Below are 18,235 nucleotides of genomic sequence, written 5' to 3'. Positions count from 1 at the left end.
CGGCGGTGACATCAGGTCTGTAAATCTGACGCATTTTCTTCGGTGATCGGATGCCGGCATCGTGGTGAAGTGATTTAGCCTATCGATGAGCATCCCAGAAGAATGTTCATTTCAGGCGGCCGGAAGAGGGGCATGGGAGGTGACTGCGTACAGTATCTTCCTTGCGGGCATTGCCCTGGCGCTACACAGGCAAGACGACCTTTTTCGAGGCTCTATCGAAGAGTGGGACGATCGCCTGACGAACGAATGGCGGCACCGCGCCGCAGTCACGATCGCCATCGTCCTGTGGCTGCTCACGTGGCTCGGTGGATGGTGGCTCGGTCGAGCGCTCTCCTCGGGGTCTATCATCCTGACGATGACCGGCGCCTTCTTCGGATGGTTGCTTGGCCTCGGGCTCGCAACGTTGATCCTCTATATGGATGAGCGTCTTTAGAGCCCTCTCCGACCAAGGAGATACCTGTTGGTCGGAAGGCGCTCCAGCAGCAGGGTCGGCGATAGGATGGTCGGCTGAATCGCTGCCATGAACCGTGCCATGCCCGAAATGTGGCGACCGACAGTGCCTTCCGATCGCCGGACCTGTCGAGTTGTCTGCCGGTGTCCGTCAGACAGTCTGACGAGCATCCGTGCGAGCCGCGATTCTCGCCGGCCAAGTCAGATCCTATCATCATCGACTGGTTGCCGTGATCGAGTGCCGTGGAGCCGGGCGTGATCACGCGCCCTTGGGCTGTTGCGATCCAAGACCACCGTTCGCACAACGCCGAGCAAGGGTTCACGAAGGGCGGCAACACGCGCCGCGACCGCGTATCAGGGGACAGAGGTGCGTGTCGGCGGGCCGGGGTCGATCGCCGGCAGTTCGTTCGCCGGCAAGCCGCCGACGCTGACCTGCTGGGTTGGACCGGGATCGACGCCGCGGGCACGGTTGGCCAGAGCGATCGTCAACTTCTCGGCGGGCTCCGAGCCCATGACCGCCAGAATCTCCGCCATCTTGCGGGGATTCATGCCGAGGACGAGCGGCACCAGCACTTCGAGACCGAGGCGGTCGAACACACGGGCGGCGTCCTTCGGCTTCATCGTCTCGTACATCGTCACGATGCTCTTCAGGCCGGCACGCTCGGCCTCCGCCTTCCTCGTCCCGTTGAGATCGGCCTTGTCTTCGGCTTGACGCAGGTCGCCGACGCCGCTCTCGAGCTTCTTCTCGACCTCGCCAAGCATCTTTTCGCGCAGGTCGAGTTCGTCGGAGCGCTGCTTGAGAGCGTCTCGGCGTGTGGCGAGCTTTTCCAGGATGGCGCGCTCCGTCGGCGAGACCGGCTCCTTGACGGCCGGCTGGTAGACAGGCGGCTCGGGAGCGTTGGCCGGCTCGGCGGACTTTTCCTTCGGAGTGACCGATCCCGTGGTCGTCGGGTCCTGCGGTTCGTAGCCGGTGCGTGCGCCGGCGAGCGCCCGCGCGAAATCGGGCAACGGCGTTCCCGGCGGCGTTGGACCGGAGGGCGCGCCGTCGGCCACCAAAGCCGTCAGCTTCAACACGAGAAGCCCGATCGCTGCCAGGGTCACGGCGTCGATCATGCGCAGCCGGATCGGCCGTACCGGCAGTTTCGCGAGCTGTGCGAGGCGCCGAACCGGGAGCTTTCCGGGTGGAGTCGACGCCGGGGGCTTCGCTGCGGTCATGCGGCCCTGGCCCGAAGCCGATCGAGGGCGCGCTCCGACATGGCCTGGGCGGCGGCAAGCGCCACGTCGAGGCGTTCACTCGTGGAGACCGTTCGCACCGCGATGGGCTTCGGCACGACCGCCACCACGGGCTCGGCCTCACGCCGCGGGGCCGGACGACCGGCCTGGGTCACGATGGCTCCGATGCGCGCGATCACGCCTTCGCCTGCCGCCACATGGGCATCGAGCTGCAGCGCCGAGCGCTCCGCCGATTCGAGGCGTTCAGTCAGACCGCGGTCACATTCGTCGAGGGCGGCGCGCAGGCCGGCGATGGCGCGTTCGGCTGTAGCGCTCGCCGTAATGAGATCGCCGATGGTCCGGCGCATCGCCGATTCGTCGGCCTTCATGCCGGTGATCCGGCGCGACAGCTTCACCGACGTGAGGATGGTGGCGACGAGCAGGACGGCGACCAGGGCGTCGGCGGCGAGGGTGACGAAGAGGGACATGCCGGGTTACCCGTCCGAACGGCTGGAGGTCGCGGCCTCGAAGGCCTGGAGCGTGGTGCGGGAGCGGCGCAGCGGCCGGGCGATCTGCACGGCGATGTTGTCGTCGATCCGCCCGATCCGTCCCTGCGTCAGCGCCCAGTCGCCGCATCGGACCGTGATCAGGTCTGAGGCTTTCTGCTCGAACATGATGGTGTCGCCGACCTTCAGCCCCATGACGCGCCGCAGCGGCAGGGTCATCTCGTGCAGCACGGCCTCCATGGCGACGTCGGCCTGCCAGATCTCGGTGGCGAGGTGGCTTTCCCAGACGTGGTCGCGGCCGAGCTTCTCGCCCATGAAGCTCTGCATGAGCAGTTCACGGATCGGCTCGATCGTCGCGTAGGGAAACAGGATCTGAAGGCCGCCGCCGCGACCGTCCATGTCGAGCTTCAGATTGATCAGGATAGCCGCGTTGGCCGGCCGCGTGATCGTGGCGAAGCGCGGGTTGGTCTCGATTCGGTCGATGGCGAAGCGCACCGGCGAGAGCGGCTGGAACGACTGTTCCAGGTCCGTCAGGATGATCTCGACGAGACGCCGCACGAGGTTCATCTCGATCGTCGTGAACGGCCGGCCGTCGAGGCGGGTCGAGGTACCGCCGCGCTTGCCGCCGAGCAGCAGGTCGAGGGTCGAGTAGGCGAGCGTCTGCTCGACGGTGACGAGACCCGAGTTCTCCCAGGCATCGGCCTTGAATACGCCGAGCAGCGTCGGCAGCGGGATCGCGTTGAGGTAATCGCCGAACCGGACCGAGGTGATCCCGTCGAGGCTGACCTCGACGTTGTCCTGGAAGAAATTGCGCAGCGACGTCGACAGCAACCGGATCATCCGATCGAAGACGATCTCGAGCATCGGCAGGCGTTCGTACTGGACGACGCCCGAATCGACGATGGCGCGGACGCCGCCCGCACCCGAGGCCGACAGCTCGCGCAGCGAGAAGCCGAGGACCGCGTCGATCTCGTCCTGGACGAGGATGCGATCGTTGCCGGCGAGTTCGGGGAGGTTTTCGGTCTCCCCGTCCTCGATCATCGTCGCCCATTCGGCGGCGACGTCACCCGTGGCGTTGGTGGTACCCTGCTCTGCGAGCGCAGCGCCCCACTCCTCGGCGAGCGAGGTGTCGCCGCCGCCGGTGCCGGCGCCGTCGGCGTTCTGCTCGATTAGAGCGGCAGCCCAATCGTCTTCGGGGTCGTCGGGTCCGGCCATCGTCGTCTCGATCGCTCTCTGCGAATGTCGGGCCGGGCTACTGGACTACCACGTCCTTGAAGAGCACCGCTTCGGCCTTTGCCGGATGGATCGCGATGTTGACGCGCCGCAGCAGCTCTTCACGGAGGCGGTAGAGGCCGGCCGAGCCGGCGATATCGGAGGCGCGCAGTTCGCGCATGTAGGTCTGGAAGGTGTCCTCGACCCGCGGCAGCAGCGGCTTCACCTCCGCCTCGACGCGGCCGTCCTTCAGTTCGAGCGCCACCTTGAGCTTGAGGTAGCCGCCCTTCTGCTGGCCGGGCTCGGGAGTCAGGTTCATGATGAGGTCGCGGACTTCGAGAAAGGTCACGCCCGTCTTCGGCGCGGCTTCGCCATGACCGCCTCCGCCGCCATGGGCGTCGGCGGCCGGTGTGGCGTGGGCGTCGCCATGCGCATCACTGGCTGCAGCCGGCTTCTTCATCATGACGTAGCCGCCCCCGCCGCCACCGAGGAGCAGAACGGCGGCTGCGATGATGATGATGAGCTTCTTCTTGGACTTCGGAGCCTCGGTCGAAGCGCCTTCCTCTCCTTCGGGACGTTTTTTTGGCTTCTTGGCCATGTCGAACGCTCCTGACCCGCACCACGCGACGAGACATGGATCGCGCGAGACGCGACCTCTGGCGTTAAGCTTTTCCCGATGGTGGTTAATACCTGATTAAGTACGGCAAAATCTGCCGAGTCGGACTTGCCGACGGCGCGGTGCGCACAACGTCGACGAATGACTGATTTTCAGTCAAATATCTGATTTCCAAAGAGAAACCGGAAAATTTGCGTCTGGCACGAGCCCTGCGGAGACGACATCCAGTACCGTTCGTCGGTTGGGGCTGGAACCATGCAGAACGCGCTCTTCGTCGGGGTTTCGTCCCAGGTGGCGCTCGCCCGTGAGCTCGATGTCATCGCCAACAACATGGCGAACGTCTCGACCACGGGCTTCAAGGCCCGCAACGCCCGCTTCGAGGAATACCTGATGCCGACGGCCTCGGCCGACAGCTTTTCGGGTGTCGACCGCCGCGTCTCCTACGTCATCGACTCGGGCACGCCCCTCGACCTCTCGCAGGGGCCGGTCGAGCCCGACGGCAACCCGATGCACGTCGCCGTCAAGGGCGATGCCTTCCTGGCAGTGAGGACGCCGTCCGGCGATCGCTTCACCCGCAACGGCGCTTTCGAGATCAATGCGCGGGGCACTCTCGTCACCTCGGACGGCTACCCCGTTCAGGGCGACAACGGCCCGATCACCGTCAGCCAGCAGGAGACCGGTCTGAGCATCGCCCCGGACGGCACCGTCTCGACCAATCTCGGCGTCCGCGGACGCATCCGCCTCGTCACCTTCAAGAACGCGCAGGGCCTCAAGAACGAGGGCGCCAACCTGTTCTCGTCGACGCAGCCGCCCCAGGCCGCCGGAATCGATGGCCGCCTGGAGTCCGGCGCGCTGGAGCGCTCCAACGTCAAGCCGGTCCTCGAAATGACCCGGCTGATGGACGTCAACCGCACCTATTCCATGGTCTCGAGCGTGATTTCGCGGCTCGACGATCTGCGCGGGACGGCTATCCGCCGTCTCGCCGACGTCGCCTGATCCGTAGCGTCAAGGAACTCCAGCGATGCGCGCCCTCTACGCTGCCGCCACCGGCATGGCGGCCCAGGAACTCAACGTCCAGGTCATCTCGAACAACATCGCGAACCTGCGCACCACCGGTTACAAGCGCCAGCAGGTGCATTTCCAGGATCTGCTCTACCAGAACCTGCGCCGCTCCGGCTCCTCGACCTCGGACCAGGGTACCATCCTGCCGGCCGGCCTCGCCCTCGGCTCGGGTGTGAAGACCACCTCGACCGCCCGGGCGATGGGACAGGGCACCCTGACCTCGACGGAAAAGGACTACGACGTCGCCATCCGCGGCGAGGGCCTGTTTCGCATCCGCATGCCGGACGGGCGGTTCGCCTATAGCCGCGACGGCTCGTTCGACCTCGACGCCCAGGGCAACCTCGTCAGCCGCGACGGCTACCTGCTCGACCCCTCGATTACGGTGCCGAACACGGCGACCTCGGTGACGATCTCGGCCACGGGTGCCGTCCAGGCGACGATTCCGGGCCAGACGGCGCCGCAGCAGCTCGGACAGTTCCAGCTCGCGCGCTTCATCAACAAGGTCGGCCTCGAGTCGATCGGCGACAACCTCTTTCTGGAGACCGCAGCCTCCGGGCCGGCCATCACCGGGCTGCCCGGCTCCGAGGGCTTCGGCAACCTGCAGCAGAGCTATCTCGAAGAGGCGAACGTCAACGCCGTCACCGAAATCTCGTCTTTGATCGCCGCCCAGCGTGCCTACGAGATGAACTCGAAGGTCGTGACGGCTGCCGACCAGATGCTCTCCACCACCTCCCAGATGTTCCGCGGCTGAGGCTCGTGAATCCGATGCAGGCCCTCAAGCAATTTCGTGCCGAAACTCACGCCCGCGTCGCCGTGCCGACCCTCGGCATGATCGGCCGCGCCGCACTGGCTGTCGCAGGCCTCGTCGCCGTTTCGTTGACGCTGCCGTCGCTGGCGCGTGCGGATACGCTGCGGCTGCGCGGCGACGTCACCGCCAAGGGCGACGTGCTGACCCTTGGGGACCTCGTCGAGAACGCACCTGCCGCCCTCAGCAGCCGCCCGCTGTTCCGCGCGCCTGCGCTCGGGGCTGCCGGAACGATCCAGGCCCGGCGCATCGCCGAAGCGATCGACAAGCTCGACCTCGGTACCGTCGAGACCGGCGGCCGCAGCCAGATCCAGGTCCAGCGCGCCGCCCGTCGGGTCGGGCCGCCGGAGATCGAGGCCGCGCTCAAGCGCGCACTCGCCACGAGCCAGGGTCTCGATGCGACCAATCTCAGCGTTCGCCTCGACGGCGAGGCTTTGCTGCTCGCACCGGTGGAGCTCGACGGACCGGCCAACGCGCTGGACGTCACCTACGATGCCCGCTCGCACCGCATCGCCGGCCTCGTCGTGCTCGGGGAGCGCCAGGCGTCGCTGCGCGTGACCGGACAGGTCGTCGAGATCCGCGAAGTCGCCGTGCTGACCCGAGCCCTCAGCCGCGGCGACGCGATCACGGCCGCCGATCTCACCCTCGAGCGCCGGCCGCGCGAGACACTCGGCGCCGACGCCCTCGGCAATGGCGGCAGCGTGGCCGGCCAGGTCGCGCAGCGCAGCCTCAGCGCCGGGGCCGTGCTGCGGACCGGCGACGTCGCGCCGCCGGATCTGGTGGCGCGGGGCGACTCCGTCGCCATCGTCTTCGAGACCTCCGGCGTTTCGCTCTCGATGACCGGCATCGCCAACGAGAACGGCCGCCTCGGCTCCAGCGTCTCCGTAACCAACCCGGCTTCGAAGAAGATGCTCCAGGCCACCGTGATCGGCCCCGGCCGCGTCTCGGTCGGTCCCGCCCGCTCGCAGCCGATGGTGCAGGCCAGCGCCGCGCCGACCGGCCGCATCAACTGAATCCGTCCCTGGTCACACGGAGCGGCCTCGAACTCATGACCGTACGCGCTTCCCACCTCGTCGCTCTCCTGTTGACCTGCGCCGGCCTCGGCGCCTGCAACACGGCCGACCGGCTTTCGCAAATCGGCGCCCGGCCGAACCTCTCGGCGATCGAGGACCCGACCGCGCAGGCCGGCTACAAGCCGGTGCGCCTGCCCATGCCCGACGTGCAGCCCGTGTCCTACGCGCCGAACTCGCTGTGGCGGACCGGCTCGCGGGCCTTCTTCAAGGACCAGCGCGCCGCCCGCATCGGCGACCTGCTCACCGTGAAGGTGAACTTCACCGATAAGGCCAACCTCAACAACGAGACCAAGCGCTCGCGCTCGAACGCCGAAGGGTTCGGTCTGCCCAACGCCTTCGGCTTGGAGAAGGCGGCTGGCGTCGCAGCAGCGGGCATCAGCGCCGACAAGCTCCTGAACGCCACCTCGACCTCGTCGAGCGACGGCGCCGGCTCGGTCCAGCGTGCCGAGACCGTGACGACCAACATCGCCGGCATCGTCACGCAGGTGCTGCCGAACGGCAACCTCGTGGTCGAGGGCAAGCAGGAGATCCGCATCAACTACGAGGTGCGCGAACTCGTCGTCGCCGGCGTGGTGCGGCCGGAGGACATTGAGTCCGACAACACCATCGATTCCTCGAAGATCGCTCAGGCCCGCATCGCCTATGGCGGTCGCGGCCAGATCAGCGACGTCCAGCAGCCGCGCTACGGCCAGCAACTGGTCGACGTGCTCTTGCCGTTCTGATCGTGACAGTGGACCTCGCGGTTGCCGCCTCGATGTCCGTCGGCCGCATGCAGACAAGTGTACGCAGCCTGCAATCCATTGACAGCTCCCGATGACGCTCGGTCGTGTCTGATGGACGAGCCGAAGCGTATGGGCGTCGATACTAGCCGTCCCGTCGGCCACAGCGCACGTAGGACGAAGAACCCTTGGCGCTCGTCCAGATCAGGCGGTCGCCGTCGACCAGAAGGCGCACCTGCGATGTCCAGTTGCGGCCGCGCTCGCTGCAATCGGCCGCGACCGTCCAGGCGATGCCGTCGCGCTTACCGTTGCGGAAACGGCAGAGCGTCCGCCCGGCCTTCGCCCCGTCCTCGGTGATCAACGCCGGCAGATACCCGCGCCTGCGGGATGTGGCGCCGCAGGCCTGCGCGGTCGGTCCCCAGGTCCCGACATAGCTCACCCGCTCTGCGGGCGGGTTCGCCGGACGCATGGGCGTCGCGTGGGGCAGCGGTTCGGGAGCGACGCTGGCGACCCTGATGACGCCGGCCGTCACGACGGCGGTCTCCTCGGACGGGACGATCTGGACCGCCTCATGCAGGCGCGGCTGCGCCGCCGGAACGCGCTCGGCATCGGACTGATCGGCGACGGCGATGCGGTCGGATGCAGCCAGCCGGACCGTCGTCACCTGACCCCGGCCGTCCTCCATGAGGAACATGAGGCTGAAGGTCAGCAGTGCGCCCCAGCCGGCGGCGAGCAAAAGGGGGATCGTCAGCCGAACCGGCTTGTGCTCATCGATATCCGGAACGGGCGGCACCGGCGCGTCGATACGGAGTACGGGCTCTTCGTCCCCGATCTCGCGCGCCACCATCATGCCCGATTCCTTGCTCGATATCTGGCCATATTCAGCGCCCGAAAATGCCCTTCAGGAACTGCGCCGTGCGGTTGCGCTTCTTCTTGCGCTCCAGCTCGGCCGCGTCCTTGACCCAGGCCACCTGCACGACACGGCGCTCGCCCTCGAAGGGCTCATGCCCATGCCAGGAGTTATCCGCGCGCAGGAAAGCGAACATCGTGCCCATCGTCGGCGGCACCTCGACGGCGAAGGGCTCGTAGTTCTTGCCGTCGTACAGCACCCGTAGCCGCCCCGCGGCCGGCGCATCCCAGGCATCGTTCATGTAGACGAGCAGCGTCATCACCTTCGACGGGCCGTCCGTATGGATCGAGCCGTATTTCGGCTGGCTCTTCTTCATGATCGTGGTGAGGCGCGGGCACGAGACGAGATCGATGCCGAACTTCTCGCCGAGAATGCGCGAAAACGCGTCGCTCTCGAGTTCTTCGATCAGCGCCTTGAAGCGGCCCTTCAGCGCCACCTCGTCGACGGTGAGGTAGCCGGGCTTGGCGATGGCCGGGAAATCCTGACGGATCTCGTCGATCGCGCCTCGGTTCAGCACGTCGTTGCCGAGGAAATAGGTGTAGGGCGCACGCGAGACGGGGGCTGCGCGCACGGCATCCAGATTGAGGATCGATAAGCCCGACATGGTGAGGTCTCGCCCGTTCGAGGCGGCGCGATTCGTATTTTCTACGGCCGCTTCATCGTTTGTTAAAGGCCTTTCCGGCCACACCGATTCGTAAACGGCTTGATTGCGGCTTCTGCGCGGCGATGCGTCTGGTCCTACCCCTTTTCCGGGCCTGCCGAACCTGCCATGGTCAAGCTTAGGCCGGAATCGTCACCGGCCGCCCGTCGGCATCATGAAACTCGCTCTCGTCCTCCTGACGAGCGCCTTGGCGATGGCCCAGGCGGCTCCGGCCGGCGCCCAGCAACGGCTGGCGGTGAATCGCATGTCCTGTACCGACGCCAAAGCGTTGGTGAAGCAGGATGGCGACGTCACGCTCGCCACCGGGCCGGGCATCACCGAGCGCATCGTGGCCGACCGCAGCTATTGCGAGATCACCGAGATCGCCGAGTTGCGCTTCGTGCCGACCCGCGACAACCTGCAATGTCCCGTCGGCTACCGCTGCAAGGCGCCGGATTTCGAGGACTGGAACTGGAAGTAGCGGCCGCGTCGAGCAGGCCATGGCGTCGCAGGCGATGTGCCGTAGCAGGGCGCGCCGACCCCCGCTTCGTTGCCTTTCGGAGCCTCACGGCTCGAACCTGACCAAAATTTCACGAGACAGAGCCTGCTCGGCAACACTATGTCGCCACGGCGCGCCGTCAGGGGTGGCGTCCGACGCGGGCGTTGCGGCGTCCATAAATCGAGCCGCCTTCAGGCGTCCGACGAATTCGAAGGGAGACCAGCGTGGCCGCACTCATGAGCGGGCTCGGCATCCAGGCCGCGCTCACCGCGATCGTCTCGCTGCTGCTGCTCGTCGCGCCGGGCATGCCGTCGCCGCCGCTCTATGTCTCCCTCGCGGGTTTCGCCATGGCGGGCATCCTGCTCGCCGCGAAGAACATCTCGGCCTACCTGAAGATCTTCATTTCGGTCTACGGCGTCGGCTTCCTGTTCCTCGCGGGTGCCAAGCAGGCTGCGGTGCTCGGTCTGCTCCCACCGGTGCTGGCGGCGCTGCTGCCGCCGGATTTCGCGGCCACGGGCGCCGTCGTCTTCGCCGCGATCGTACTCGGCATCTCCTACCTGCAGCCGATCCGCGACATCACGCTGATCGCCGACCCCTATTTTGCAGGACACGACGCGCCGACCCCGGAGATCGGTCCGTTCCGCTTTCTCGGTGGGACCGAGGGCAAGATCGGCCAGCGGCTCGTCGCGCTCTCGATCTTCATCACATTCGCTCAGGTCGCGCTGCAGTTGCGCCTGAACTTCTGGTACCGCGACCTCTTCAACGCGCTGCAGGAGTATAAGGCCGACGTCTTCTGGTATCAGCTGATCTGGATCTTCGGGCCGCTCGCTACGGTCTGGGTCATCATCGGCATGCTCGACGTCTTCATCGACGCGAGCCTGCACATCCGCTGGCGGACCTGGCTCACCCGCAGCCTCTACGAGCGCTGGCTCGATGGCGGCACGCATTACCGCATCCCGTTCACCGACGAGCACGCCGACAACCCCGACCAGCGCATCCAGAGCGACGTCAACCTGTTCATCCAGCAGACGACGACGCTCTCGATCCGGCTGCTGTCCCAGGCGGCGACCCTGGTCTCCTTCATGGTGATCCTGTGGGGCCTGTCGCGCGACTTCGTGCTGCCCTTCACGGATACGGTGATCCCCGGCTTCCTGGTCTGGCTGGTGATCGGCTACGCGGTGATCGGCACTTGGCTGACCCACGTCATCGGACGCCCGCTGATCGGCCTCGATTTCCGGCAGGAAAAGGTCGAGGCGGATTTCCGCTTCTCCCTCGCCCGCACCCGAATCTACAGCGAGCAGATCGCACTCTTGAGGGGTGAGCGGGCCGAGACCGTGCGCCTGCGCGGCCTGTTCGGCTCGATCATCGGCAATTACCTCGGCATCATCTACCGGCGAATCAAGCTCGGCAGCTTCACGCTGTCCTACAGCCAGATCAGCGTCGTCTTCCCCTACATCCTGGCCGCCCCGTCCTACTTTGCGAAGAAGATCACGCTCGGCCAGTTCCAGCAGACGGGCGATGCTTTCGGCAGCGTGCAGGGCGCCCTGTCGTTCTTCATCAACTCCTACACCACGCTCGCCTCCTACAAGGCGAACACCAACCGCCTCTCGTCCTTCAAGCGCGCCATGACCAAGGCCGAGGCGCTGAGCGGCGCCGGCTACGGCCTCGTCCAGGGCAACGAGAGCCGGGGCGACGTCACCGCGAAGGACCTCGTCCTGGCGCTGCCGGACGGCCGCGAGATCGTCCACACGCCGGGCTTCGCCCTCCAGAAGGGCGCGGCCACCCTCGTCACCGGCCCATCGGGCTCCGGCAAGTCGACGCTGTTCCGGGCGATCGCCGGAATCTGGCCGTTCGGCAAGGGACGGGTCGACGTGCCGCCGGGCCAGTCGGCGCTGCTGCTGCCGCAGCGCCCCTACATTCCCCTCGGCACGCTGCGTGGGGCGGTGAGCTACCCCAGCACGATCGACCAGTTCTCGGATGCGGCGATCAAGGATGCGCTGATCGCGGCGCAACTGCCGCAACTCGCCGACAGTCTCGACGAGACCGACGCCTGGGACCAGCGCCTCTCCGGCGGCGAGCAACAGCGCCTCGCCATCGCTCGCGCCATCCTGGCCAAACCAGACTGGCTCTTCCTCGACGAATCCACCGCCGCCCTCGACGAGCCGAGCGAGGCGAAGATCTATACGACGCTGCGTGAAAAGCTGCCGGGCACGACGATCGTCTCGATCGGCCACCGCTCGACCCTGCACGCCCTGCATGACGGCCGCATCGACATGCAGCCTGCGAACGACGGCCGCTTCGAGCCGAAGCGGCTGCCGGCTCCGGCTGCGGCGGAGTAGGGCGACCTACTTCACCAGCCCGAGCACCAACGGCACGAGGATCGCCGTCAAGAAAGCGTTCAGCCCCATGGCGATGCCGGCGAAGGTGCCGGCGACGTCGCTGACTTGGAAGGCGCGAGCCGTGCCGAGGCCGTGGGCGGCCAGACCGGCCGCGAAGCCGCGGGCGCGCAGGTCCTTTACACGCAGGAGGTTCAGCAGCGGCGATACGATCACCGCGCCGGCGACGCCCGTCAGCATGACGAGCACGGCGGTCAGCGTCGGGTCGCCGCCGAGCGCCTCGACGATGCCCATCGCGACGCCGGTGGTGACCGATTTCGGGGCCAGCGCGACGACGATGCCGTGCGACAGCCCGAAGGCGCGCGCGAGCAGCACGGCCGAGGCGAGCGCGGTGACCGCCCCGACCACCAGCGCTGCGAGCATCGGCACGAGAGCCCGCAGCACCACCGCGCGGCGCTCATAGAGCGGCACGGCCAGCGCCACCGTCGCCGGCCCGAGCAGGAAATGCACGAATTGCGCGCCCTGGAAGTAGGTCGGGTAGGGTGTGCCGGTGAGCTTCAGGACGAGGCTGGTCATCCAGATCGCGTGCAGCACGGGGTTCGCCAGTGGATGGCGTCCGGTCGCCTCCGAGAATCGCTCCGCGACGACGTAGGCCAACAGCGTCACGGTCAGCCACAGCAGCGGCGTACGGGTGAGATAGACCCAGAGGGCGAACTCGCCGGTCATGAGGCCACGTCCGGTCCGCGTGGACGCACGAGGCGCGAGACGGCGACGAATGTGAGCGCCGTGGCCGACAGGGTCAGCACCACGGAGACGAGCAGGACGACGGCGAGCGCGAGGCCGTTGGCAGCGAGCACGTCGAGACGGCCGACGATCCCGACGCCCGCCGGCACGAACATTAGGGAGAGATGGGTGAGCAGACCCTTCGCGGTGCCCTCCAGCTCGCCCTGGACGAGGGGCTTCGGCAACACCCGTTCGGCCGAGCAGCGGTAGCGGTCGCGGAGCAGTAGAAAGCCGAACATCAGCGCGGCGCCGAGCACCGGACCCGGCACGGGCAGGCCGCTGCCATGGGCCACCACTTCGCCCAGCAGCTGGGCCAGCAGGATCAGGGTGAGGCTGACGATCACGGCGCCGTCAGGCCTCCGTTATGGAGCGATGGCGTCGGCGGCAGGAGCATCGCCGGCCGTCCGGGCGTTGGCGCGCGCCAGGCCGATCGCGGCCTCGTCCAAACCTAGAAGCTTGCCGAGTCGCCAGACCAGCGCTTCCTCGAACTCGTGAACCTCGCCATCCGCGCCGGCGACCGACCACGCCATCGTCAGGATCCGCTCGCGCTCGGCGCTGCCGCCCTCGCGGCCGATCAACTCCACGAGGCTCGACATGTCGCGGGTTTCCGCATCGAACGCGGCGGCGCGGCTGATCAGCTCGTTGGCCTCGCTCTCGGTGGCCGCATAGCGCGAGCGCACCAGCCGGGTCAGGCGCTCGGACTCGGCCGGATCGAGCACGCCGTCGGCGCGGGCGACATGGACGAGCAGGGCGGTGGCCGCGAGATGCTCGTCACCCTCTGTGGCGGCGTCCGTCCCTTGCGCGGAGCGCCCGGAGCGCCCGGAGCCGAAGGCGGCGGAGGCGTATGAGATCAGTCGTGCGAACAGCGCCATGGTGGCCCGGGAGGCGTGAGGTGCGCCACCCTTCGTCGCCCCCTGCGTGCCGTCAAGCGACCAGCCGGGCTCGACTCCCTCGCAAGGCGAGATGGTGCGCGGCCGTGGCCCGCCTGCATCTCAACGATCCTCAGCGCCCGTAGATGTCCTCGACGCGGATGATGTCGTCCTCGCCGGTGTAGGAGCCGACCTGGACTTCGATCAATTCGAGCGGGATCTTGCCGGGGTTGGTCAGCCGGTGCATCGAGCCGATCGGCAGGTAGACCGCCTCGTTCTCGTGCACGAGGATGATCTGCTCGTTGAGCGTCACCTCGGCCGTGCCCTTGACCACGACCCAGTGCTCGGCCCGGTGGAAGTGCTTCTGCAGGGAGAGCCGACCACCCGGCGTCACCATGATACGCTTCACCTGGAAGCGCTCGCCGATGTCGATGCGCTGGTACCACCCCCAGGGCCGGTACATCCGCCGATGGGCGTCCGCCTCGGGATAGGCCTTCTTGCGCAGCGTCGTGACGAGTTCCTTGACCTCGCCCGAGCGCGACTTCGAGGCGACGAGCACGGCGTCGGGCGTCGCCACGACCACGACGTCGTCGAGGCCGACCACCGTGGTCAGGCCCTCGCCCTCGCTGTGGATGAGGCTGTTGCTGGTGCCGACGAGTTCCACCCGGCCGCGCACGGCGTTGCCCTGGGCGTCGCGATCGAGAACCTGCCAGACCGCGTCCCAGGTGCCGACGTCTGACCAGGGAAAGGAGACCGGCAGCACGCCGGCATGCACCGTACGCTCCATCACGGCGTAGTCGATCGATGTTTTCGGCGCTTGCGCGAAGGCGGCGGCGTCGAGGCGCACGAAATCGAGATCGGTGGTGGCGGCATCGAGCGCCGCACGGGCGGCGGCGAGGATCTCGGGCACGTAGGCTTCGAGTTCGGCCAGCATGATGTCGGCGCGGAACAGGAAGTAGCCCGAGTTCCACAGGGCGCCCTCGGCGATCAGCCGCTCCGCGCCGGCCGCATCCGGCTTCTCGACGAAGCGCTCGACGGCATGCAGGCCGGGCAGGCCGTCGAGGGTCGGGCCGGGGCGAACGTAGCCGTAGTCGCTGGCCGCCCGCGTGGGCTCGATCCCGAGCGTCATGATATGCCCGTTCCGCGCACCGGATGCGGCGATCCTGGCGGCGGCGGCAAAGGCCGGCGCGTCGCCGATGACATGGTCGGCGGCGAGGATGAGCACGACCGCTTCCGGGTCGCGCCGCGCGGCGGTCAGCGCGGCGACGGCGACGGCAGCGGCCGAATCCTGCCGGCTCGGCTCCAGCACGATGTCGGCGGGCACCTCCGCTTCCAGCAGCTGTTCGGCAACGATGAAGCGGGCCTCGGATGAGGCGATCACGATGGGCCGAGAGAAGACGGCCGCGTCGGTCACACGTTTCGCGGTCGCCTGGAAGGTCGAACTCTCGGCATCGACCAGGCGCGTGAACTGCTTTGGCATGCTCTCGCGGGAAGCCGGCCACAGCCGCGTGCCGGAGCCACCGCACAGGATCACCGGGAGGATCAGGTCTCGGTTGGTCTCTGTCATTCGATGGCCACTTCCCTCAGCGTTGCCGAAACGGCGATGCTCATGCGCAGCATCGACCGCAGCGCACCATTACCGAACGGCGGCCGGAAATTCCAACCACCGTCGGCATCGCAGACAACAGGACTGCCGGCTGTTCGGCCATTCGCAAGGCCGAGGCAGGTTCTCGCACGGCGAGCCGACGACGCGCGCTACTCGGCAGCCTGCCGCTCGATGTAACCCAGCCTGTGGTTCAGCTCGCTCATCAGCTTGACCGCGGCTTCCGCGATCACGGTGCCCGGCGGGAAGATCGCCGAGGCGCCGGCCTCGTAGAGCGCGTCGTAGTCGGCCGGCGGGATCACGCCGCCGATGACGATCATCACGTCCTCGCGGCCCTGCTCGGTCAGCGCGGTCTTCAGCTCCGGCACGAGCGTGAGGTGGCCGGCGGCCAGCGAAGAGACGCCGATGATGTGGACGTCGTTCTCCACCGCCTGACGCGCCGCCTCTTCCGGCGTCGCGAAGAGCGGCCCGATATCGACGTCGAAGCCGAGATCGGCGAAGGCCGAGGCGATCACCTTCTGGCCGCGATCGTGCCCGTCCTGGCCCATCTTGGCGACGAGGATGCGCGGGCGGCGACCATCCGCCTCCTCGAACGCCTCGACGAGCAGCCTGACCTCTTCCACCGCCGGCGACATGCCGCCCACCTCCCGCTTGTAGACGCCCGAAATCGAGCGGATCTCGGCGCGGTGACGGCCCCAGGCCTTCTCCAGCGCCTCCGAGATCTCGCCGACCGTGGCCTTCGCCCGAGCCGCGTTCACCGCGAGTTCGAGCAGGTTCTCGTCCGTGTCGACGGCCTTGGTCAGAGCGGCGAGCGCCGCGTCGACGTCGGCCTGGCTGCGCTCGGCGCGCAGGCGCTTGAGCTTGTCGATCTGCAGCGTGCGCACGTTCTTGTTGTCGACGCGCAAGAGCTCGATCTTCATCTCGTCGTCGGGCTTGTATTTGTTGATGCCGACGATGGTCTGACGGCCGGAATCGATTCGGGCCTGGGCGCGCGCCGCCGCCTCTTCGATTCGGAGCTTGGGCACGCCGGCCTCGATGGCCTTGGCCATGCCGCCGAGTTCCTCGACTTCCCTGATGTGCTCCCAAGCGCGCTTGGCGATGTCGGCGGTCAGGCGCTCGACGTAATAGGAGCCGCCCCAGGGGTCGATGATGCGCGTGGTGCCGCTCTCCTGCTGCAGAAAGAGCTGGGTGTTGCGGGCGATCCGGGCGGAGAAGTCCGTCGGCAGGGCCAGCGCCTCGTCGAGCGCATTGGTGTGCAGCGACTGCGTGCCGCCCTGCGTCGCCGCCATCGCCTCGATCGCGGTGCGGGTGACGTTGTTGAACACGTCCTGCGCGGTGAGCGACCATCCGCTCGTCTGCGAATGCGTGCGCAGCGGCAGCGACTTCTCCTTCTGCGGGTCGAACTCCTTCACGAGCTTGGCCCAGATCAGGCGCGCCGCCCGCATCTTGGCGATCTCCATGAAGAAGTTCGTGCCGATCGCCCAGAAGAACGACAGCCGCGGTGCGAACTGGTCGATGGTCAGGCCTGCGGCGAGGCCGGCCTTGATGTATTCGACGCCGTCGGCGAGCGTGTATGCGAGTTCCAAATCGTTCGTCGCACCGGCTTCCTGCATGTGATAGCCGGAAATCGAGATCGAGTTGAACTTCGGCATGTTCTTGGACGTGTAGCCGAAGATGTCCGAGATGATCCGCATCGATCCCTTGGGGGGATAGATGTAGGTGTTGCGGACCATGAACTCCTTGAGGATGTCGTTCTGGATCGTTCCGGCGAGTTTTTCGGGCGGCACGCCCTGCTCTTCCGCCGCGACGATGTAGAGGGCGAGGATCGGCAGAACCGCGCCGTTCATCGTCATCGACACGGTCATCTCTTCGAGGGGAATCCCCGAGAACAACGTGCGCATGTCGTAGATCGAGTCGATCGCCACGCCGGCCATGCCGACGTCGCCCGAGACGCGCGGGTGGTCGGAATCGTAGCCGCGGTGGGTGGCGAGATCGAAGGCGACCGACAGGCCCTTCTGCCCGGCTGCGAGGTTGCGGCGGTAGAAGGCGTTCGAATCTTCGGCCGTCGAGAAGCCCGCATACTGGCGGATCGTCCAGGGCTGCGAGACGTACATCGCCGGATAGGGGCCGCGCAGATACGGCGCGATGCCCGGATAGGAGTCGACACCCTCCAGCCCTTCGCGGTCCTCGGGGCCGTAGAACCCCTTCACCGGTATGCCCTCGGGGGTCATCCAGGACTCGCCCGTGGGCGGCGGCGGGGCCGGAATGGCCTCGGCCGCGTAGGAGAGGGTGGTGAAATCGGGAACGCGGGACGTCATGGCGCTTGGGTTCTCGGGGCGTGCGGCCTTTTCGCCATTATAGGGATGGCCGGGTCGCCCGCTACTCCTAACGCGCGACCCCGGCGTTCGGTGGCTGCGGAGCGGCGTTCGCGACGAGCCAGGTTTTGCGCTGCTCAATCATGCGATCGAGGCGGGCGCGCCGCGATTCCTTGCGCTCGCAGTCGCCGGGGCAATCGCAGTTCGGATCGCTCCCAGAATTGCTGTCGAGGATCGACAGGATCGCGAAGCCGAGTATGACCGCCGCGAAGGCATAGAGCGGCCAGGCGAAGCCGAGGCCGACGATCACGGCGAGGCCGATCTTGAGGACCAGCGAGCCGGCGATCTTGAGCTTCAGCATGGTCGCCAGGGCACCGCCGGCTCCGACGAAGCCGCGCAGGGCCCGCAGGATCGCGATCCGATAGCGCTTCCGGGACGCCAGCGCTTCGAGCCGGAGGAGTTCGCGCTCGACGCGGATCACAGACGGATCGCGTGAATCACCTGTCTTCGCTGGCAGCATGGTCGGTTCGCTCCGCCTTCTCGCCCGGCATCCCACGCCGTCATGAGGACGATGTCGGTGCGCGAGAAAACATGGAGCTGCCGGACACGCCAAGCCCAGGCTCGA

At 67.3% G+C, this 18,235-nt stretch carries 19 protein-coding genes; 7 read left to right on the top strand and 12 right to left on the bottom strand.

Annotated features, from left to right (window positions below; all coding sequences use genetic code 11):
- The first annotated feature begins 85 nt into the window (after positions 1–85).
- Positions 86–433: a hypothetical protein gene (locus tag FV217_RS07260; protein ID WP_147816478.1), complete on the top strand. Its 348-nt coding sequence runs from the start codon at positions 86–88 to the stop codon at positions 431–433.
- A 371-nt stretch (positions 434–804) separates the two neighbouring features.
- Here FV217_RS07260 and FV217_RS07255 read toward each other — a convergent pair whose 3' ends face one another.
- Genes FV217_RS07255 through fliL form a run of 4 tightly spaced genes read right to left on the bottom strand, consistent with a single transcriptional unit; the run spans position 805 to position 3,978 of the window.
- Positions 805–1,665 carry a hypothetical protein gene (locus FV217_RS07255; RefSeq protein WP_147816476.1) on the bottom strand — a complete coding sequence of 287 codons (861 nt, stop codon included), beginning with the start codon at positions 1,663–1,665 and terminating at the stop codon, positions 805–807.
- Complete coding sequence (locus FV217_RS07250) at positions 1,662–2,150, bottom strand: DUF6468 domain-containing protein (RefSeq protein WP_147816474.1); 489 nt, start codon at positions 2,148–2,150, stop codon at positions 1,662–1,664. Before FV217_RS07250 ends, FV217_RS07255 begins: the two co-directional genes overlap by 4 nt.
- A gap of 6 nt (positions 2,151–2,156) precedes the next feature.
- On the bottom strand, positions 2,157–3,383 hold the full coding sequence (fliM, locus tag FV217_RS07245; protein ID WP_147816472.1) for a flagellar motor switch protein FliM: 1,227 nt from the start codon (positions 3,381–3,383) through the stop codon (positions 2,157–2,159).
- 37 nt (positions 3,384–3,420) lie between these two features.
- Positions 3,421–3,978 carry a flagellar basal body-associated protein FliL gene (fliL, locus tag FV217_RS07240; protein WP_147816470.1) on the bottom strand — a complete coding sequence of 186 codons (558 nt, stop codon included), beginning with the start codon at positions 3,976–3,978 and terminating at the stop codon, positions 3,421–3,423.
- Between the two features lie 273 nt (positions 3,979–4,251).
- On the opposite strand from fliL, the gene flgF reads away from it, so the two are divergent.
- The 4 genes from flgF to flgH are packed head-to-tail and all read left to right on the top strand — an operon-like array spanning position 4,252 to position 7,658.
- Positions 4,252–4,992, top strand: coding sequence for a flagellar basal-body rod protein FlgF (gene flgF / locus FV217_RS07235; protein ID WP_147816468.1), 741 nt, complete (start codon positions 4,252–4,254; stop codon positions 4,990–4,992).
- Between the two features lie 25 nt (positions 4,993–5,017).
- Positions 5,018–5,809: a flagellar basal-body rod protein FlgG gene (flgG, locus tag FV217_RS07230; RefSeq protein WP_147816466.1), complete on the top strand. Its 792-nt coding sequence runs from the start codon at positions 5,018–5,020 to the stop codon at positions 5,807–5,809.
- A 14-nt stretch (positions 5,810–5,823) separates the two neighbouring features.
- Positions 5,824–6,876: a flagellar basal body P-ring formation chaperone FlgA gene (gene flgA / locus FV217_RS07225; protein ID WP_147816464.1), complete on the top strand. Its 1,053-nt coding sequence runs from the start codon at positions 5,824–5,826 to the stop codon at positions 6,874–6,876.
- Positions 6,877–6,911: 35 nt separating this feature from the next.
- Positions 6,912–7,658 carry a flagellar basal body L-ring protein FlgH gene (gene flgH, locus FV217_RS07220; protein WP_147816462.1) on the top strand — a complete coding sequence of 249 codons (747 nt, stop codon included), beginning with the start codon at positions 6,912–6,914 and terminating at the stop codon, positions 7,656–7,658.
- 142 nt (positions 7,659–7,800) lie between these two features.
- On the opposite strand, the gene FV217_RS07215 is transcribed toward flgH, so the two are convergent.
- Positions 7,801–8,505: a hypothetical protein gene (locus FV217_RS07215; protein WP_147816460.1), complete on the bottom strand. Its 705-nt coding sequence runs from the start codon at positions 8,503–8,505 to the stop codon at positions 7,801–7,803.
- A gap of 31 nt (positions 8,506–8,536) precedes the next feature.
- Complete coding sequence (locus FV217_RS07210) at positions 8,537–9,169, bottom strand: 2OG-Fe(II) oxygenase (protein WP_147816458.1); 633 nt, start codon at positions 9,167–9,169, stop codon at positions 8,537–8,539.
- 211 nt (positions 9,170–9,380) lie between these two features.
- Between FV217_RS07210 and FV217_RS07205 the strand changes: the two genes are divergently transcribed.
- Together FV217_RS07205 and FV217_RS07200 are read left to right on the top strand one after the other, a co-directional pair.
- Positions 9,381–9,686 (top strand): hypothetical protein, encoded by a 306-nt coding sequence (locus FV217_RS07205; protein ID WP_147816456.1) that lies wholly within the window; start codon positions 9,381–9,383, stop codon positions 9,684–9,686.
- 242 nt (positions 9,687–9,928) lie between these two features.
- A complete protein-coding gene (locus tag FV217_RS07200; RefSeq protein ID WP_147816454.1) occupies positions 9,929–12,043 on the top strand; it encodes an ABC transporter ATP-binding protein/permease in 2,115 nt (704 codons plus the stop codon).
- A 6-nt stretch (positions 12,044–12,049) separates the two neighbouring features.
- Here the strand turns inward: FV217_RS07200 and FV217_RS07195 are convergent, their stop codons facing one another.
- The 6 genes from FV217_RS07195 to FV217_RS07170 all read right to left on the bottom strand — a co-directional run bounded on the left by FV217_RS07195 (position 12,050) and on the right by FV217_RS07170 (position 18,130).
- Entirely contained in the window at positions 12,050–12,766 is a 717-nt protein-coding gene (locus tag FV217_RS07195) for an LrgB family protein (protein ID WP_147816452.1), read from the bottom strand.
- Positions 12,763–13,167 carry a CidA/LrgA family protein gene (locus FV217_RS07190; RefSeq protein WP_147816450.1) on the bottom strand — a complete coding sequence of 135 codons (405 nt, stop codon included), beginning with the start codon at positions 13,165–13,167 and terminating at the stop codon, positions 12,763–12,765. The genes FV217_RS07195 and FV217_RS07190 overlap by 4 nt, the downstream gene beginning before the upstream one ends.
- Before the next feature lie 18 nt (positions 13,168–13,185).
- Entirely contained in the window at positions 13,186–13,695 is a 510-nt protein-coding gene (locus FV217_RS07185) for a TerB family tellurite resistance protein (RefSeq protein WP_147816448.1), read from the bottom strand.
- A gap of 130 nt (positions 13,696–13,825) precedes the next feature.
- Complete coding sequence (locus FV217_RS07180; RefSeq protein WP_147816446.1) at positions 13,826–15,259, bottom strand: mannose-1-phosphate guanylyltransferase/mannose-6-phosphate isomerase; 1,434 nt, start codon at positions 15,257–15,259, stop codon at positions 13,826–13,828.
- 188 nt (positions 15,260–15,447) lie between these two features.
- Entirely contained in the window at positions 15,448–17,613 is a 2,166-nt protein-coding gene (gene scpA, locus FV217_RS07175; RefSeq protein WP_147816444.1) for a methylmalonyl-CoA mutase, read from the bottom strand.
- A gap of 67 nt (positions 17,614–17,680) precedes the next feature.
- A complete protein-coding gene (locus FV217_RS07170; protein ID WP_187272461.1) occupies positions 17,681–18,130 on the bottom strand; it encodes a hypothetical protein in 450 nt (149 codons plus the stop codon).
- Positions 18,131–18,235: the final 105 nt, after the last annotated feature.

Source organism: Methylobacterium sp. WL9, assembly GCF_008040035.1.
In the GTDB taxonomy this organism is placed as follows: domain Bacteria; phylum Pseudomonadota; class Alphaproteobacteria; order Rhizobiales; family Beijerinckiaceae; genus Methylobacterium; species Methylobacterium thuringiense.
Note: the sequence above shows the minus strand (reverse complement) of the source record. Positions and strands in the feature narration are given on the sequence as shown.